The 2,227-nt window shown below is 32.6% G+C and carries 3 protein-coding genes; all 3 read left to right on the forward strand.

Features of this window, described 5'->3' with window-relative positions; genetic code table 11:
- Positions 1 to 364 (forward strand): aldehyde dehydrogenase family protein (locus tag ACI3VO_RS15805; protein ID WP_439758836.1); only part of this gene is annotated, 364 nt, incomplete at its 5' end.
- Positions 365 to 415: 51 nt separating this feature from the next.
- Positions 416 to 940, forward strand: coding sequence for a 3'-5' exonuclease (locus ACI3VO_RS15810; protein WP_439758837.1), 525 nt, complete (start codon positions 416 to 418; stop codon positions 938 to 940).
- A 132-nt stretch (positions 941 to 1,072) separates the two neighbouring features.
- On the forward strand, positions 1,073 to 2,014 hold the full coding sequence (locus ACI3VO_RS15815) for a S8 family peptidase (protein WP_439758838.1): 942 nt from the start codon (positions 1,073 to 1,075) through the stop codon (positions 2,012 to 2,014).
- Positions 2,015 to 2,227: the final 213 nt, after the last annotated feature.

Here is a 2,227-nt window from a genome sequence, read left to right on the forward strand (position 1 = left end):
TCCGATACTTCCGATAATAACTTTTGAAAATATAGAAGAAGCAGAAAATATAATTTTAAATGGTGAAAAGCCCCTAGCCTTGTACTTATTTACTAAAAATAAAAAAATAGAAGATAGGATTTTAAAAAATATATCTTTTGGCGGTGGATGTATAAACGACACTATAATACAGCTAGCTACTTCTAGATTGCCGTTTGGAGGAGTTGGAAACAGTGGAATGGGTTCCTACCATGGAAAACAAAGCTTCGATACATTTACCCATAAAAGATCGATAGTTAAGAAGTACAACTGGATAGATTTGCCTATAAGGTATTTGCCTTATGACGATTTTAAGATGAAATTACTTAAATTATTTTTAAAATAATACGGATAAAATGTTATAATTATAGATTATACGAAACTAAAGGAGACATAGATGAGTAGATATACAGATGAAAAATATATTGTTGTAGACTTAGAAACAACAGGATTAGATCCATACAGCGGATGTGAAATAATAGAAATCGGTGTGACTGAAATAGTAAATGGCAAAATAGGGAAAAATTATTCAAGACTAGTAAAGCCAAAGGGAATAATACCTTCAAATATAACAGCTTTAACACATATAGATAACGATATGGTAAAGGATGCGCAGACTATAGAAACTGTACTTCCTAAGTTTAGAAAGTACGTTTCAAATACAACTATAATCGCACATAATGCAAAATTCGACCTTAAATTTTTAAATTACTACTTAAAATTGCTTGATTTAGAGCCGATAACAAATCATATATGCACATTAGAGATGTTAAAAAAATGTAAATCATACAAGGGCAAGAATAAAAAGCTAGCAACAGCATGCGAGTACTACAATATAGTAAATGAAAACGCCCATAGAGCAAATAGCGACACACTTGCAACTGCTAAGCTGTTTTTAACAATTAAAGATGAGGTAGAATAAAATGGACTTTGGTCCATTTTTTTTGCTTTTTTAAAGGGGAGAGCTTTAAAAGTAAAACCTGTCAACAGGAACAAAGTAAATTTATAAATAATATATTAAAATAAAGAGTTTCTATAATAATGAGGGATATATATGAAAAAAAATTTAAAAGAAGTCAAGGATTTAGAGGTTAAACTAATTCCATATACAATGAATAGAGATAATCTCAGAGTTAAAAATAAAATATATCCATATGGTGTAAATATGATAGCAGCGCAAAACATGTGGAAGGCGTCCTACAGAGGAAAAGGTGTAAAGGTAGCTATTATAGATTCTGGATGCGATGTAAATCATGTGAGCCTGAGGGATAATATAGTGGCAGTTAGAAATTTTACTACTGAGGATATGAAAAATCCCAACATAGTTACAGATAGAGTAGGTCATGGCACACATGTAGCGGGAATAATCGCAGCATATGGCAAAAATAATTCCATAGTAGGAGTGGCACCAGAGGCTGAGCTTTATATATTAAAGGCAATAGACCAAACGGGCTCCGGTAAATTGAGCTGGGTCGTAAATGCTATAAATTACGCTGTAAATTTAAACGTCGATATTATATCCATGTCTCTTGGAATGGGTGTAAGCGACGAAAAATTAGAGAGAGCAGTAAATAATGCTGTTAAAAATGGAATATCGATAGTCTGTGCAGCAGGCAATGAGGGCGATGGCAATTACGACGATTTTGAATATTCCTATCCAGCCTCATATGTAGATGTAATATCAGTAGGTGCAGTCGATAAGAAATCTGTGCCAGCAGCTTTTTCCAATTCGAATTTAGTAATAGACTGTGTCGCTCCAGGGGTAGATATTATCTCCACTTATCCAGGTAATACCTACGCTAGCTTGAGTGGAACAAGTATGGCTGCACCTCATGTGACAGGAAGCTTGGCACTTCTTAAAAACTGGTCAGACGATGTATTTCAACGAGAGCTCACACCAGAGGAGCTATATGCACAGCTGATAAAATTCACTAAAACCTTGGATTATCCGAGAACTATTCAAGGAAATGGAATTGTTTATTTAAAATTGAGATAATAATCGAAAAGATGAATTTAAAATAGTTCATCTTTTTATTTTTGCTTCATATTATATATTAGTATAAAATGAGGAGTTGAAAATTATGATATATATTGATATGTACATAAATAGTGGAAAGATAGAATTTAATATATTTAGAAGCTTTGCCAACAATAAGAAAATAATAAAGAGAAATGACGAAAAGACGCTGTTTCTGAGAGCAAAATACTT

The organism is Intestinibacter sp. (assembly GCF_051866655.1).
GTDB lineage: Bacteria > Bacillota > Clostridia > Peptostreptococcales > Peptostreptococcaceae > Intestinibacter.

Bases quoted from the DNA above. Each gene is read 5' to 3' on its own strand.
- ACI3VO_RS15815 (WP_439758838.1), top strand. From the start codon at position 1,073: ATGAAAAAAAATTTAAAAGAAGTCAAGGATTTAGAGGTTAAACTAATT.
- ACI3VO_RS15810 (WP_439758837.1), top strand. From the start codon at position 416: ATGAGTAGATATACAGATGAAAAATATATTGTTGTAGACTTAGAAACA.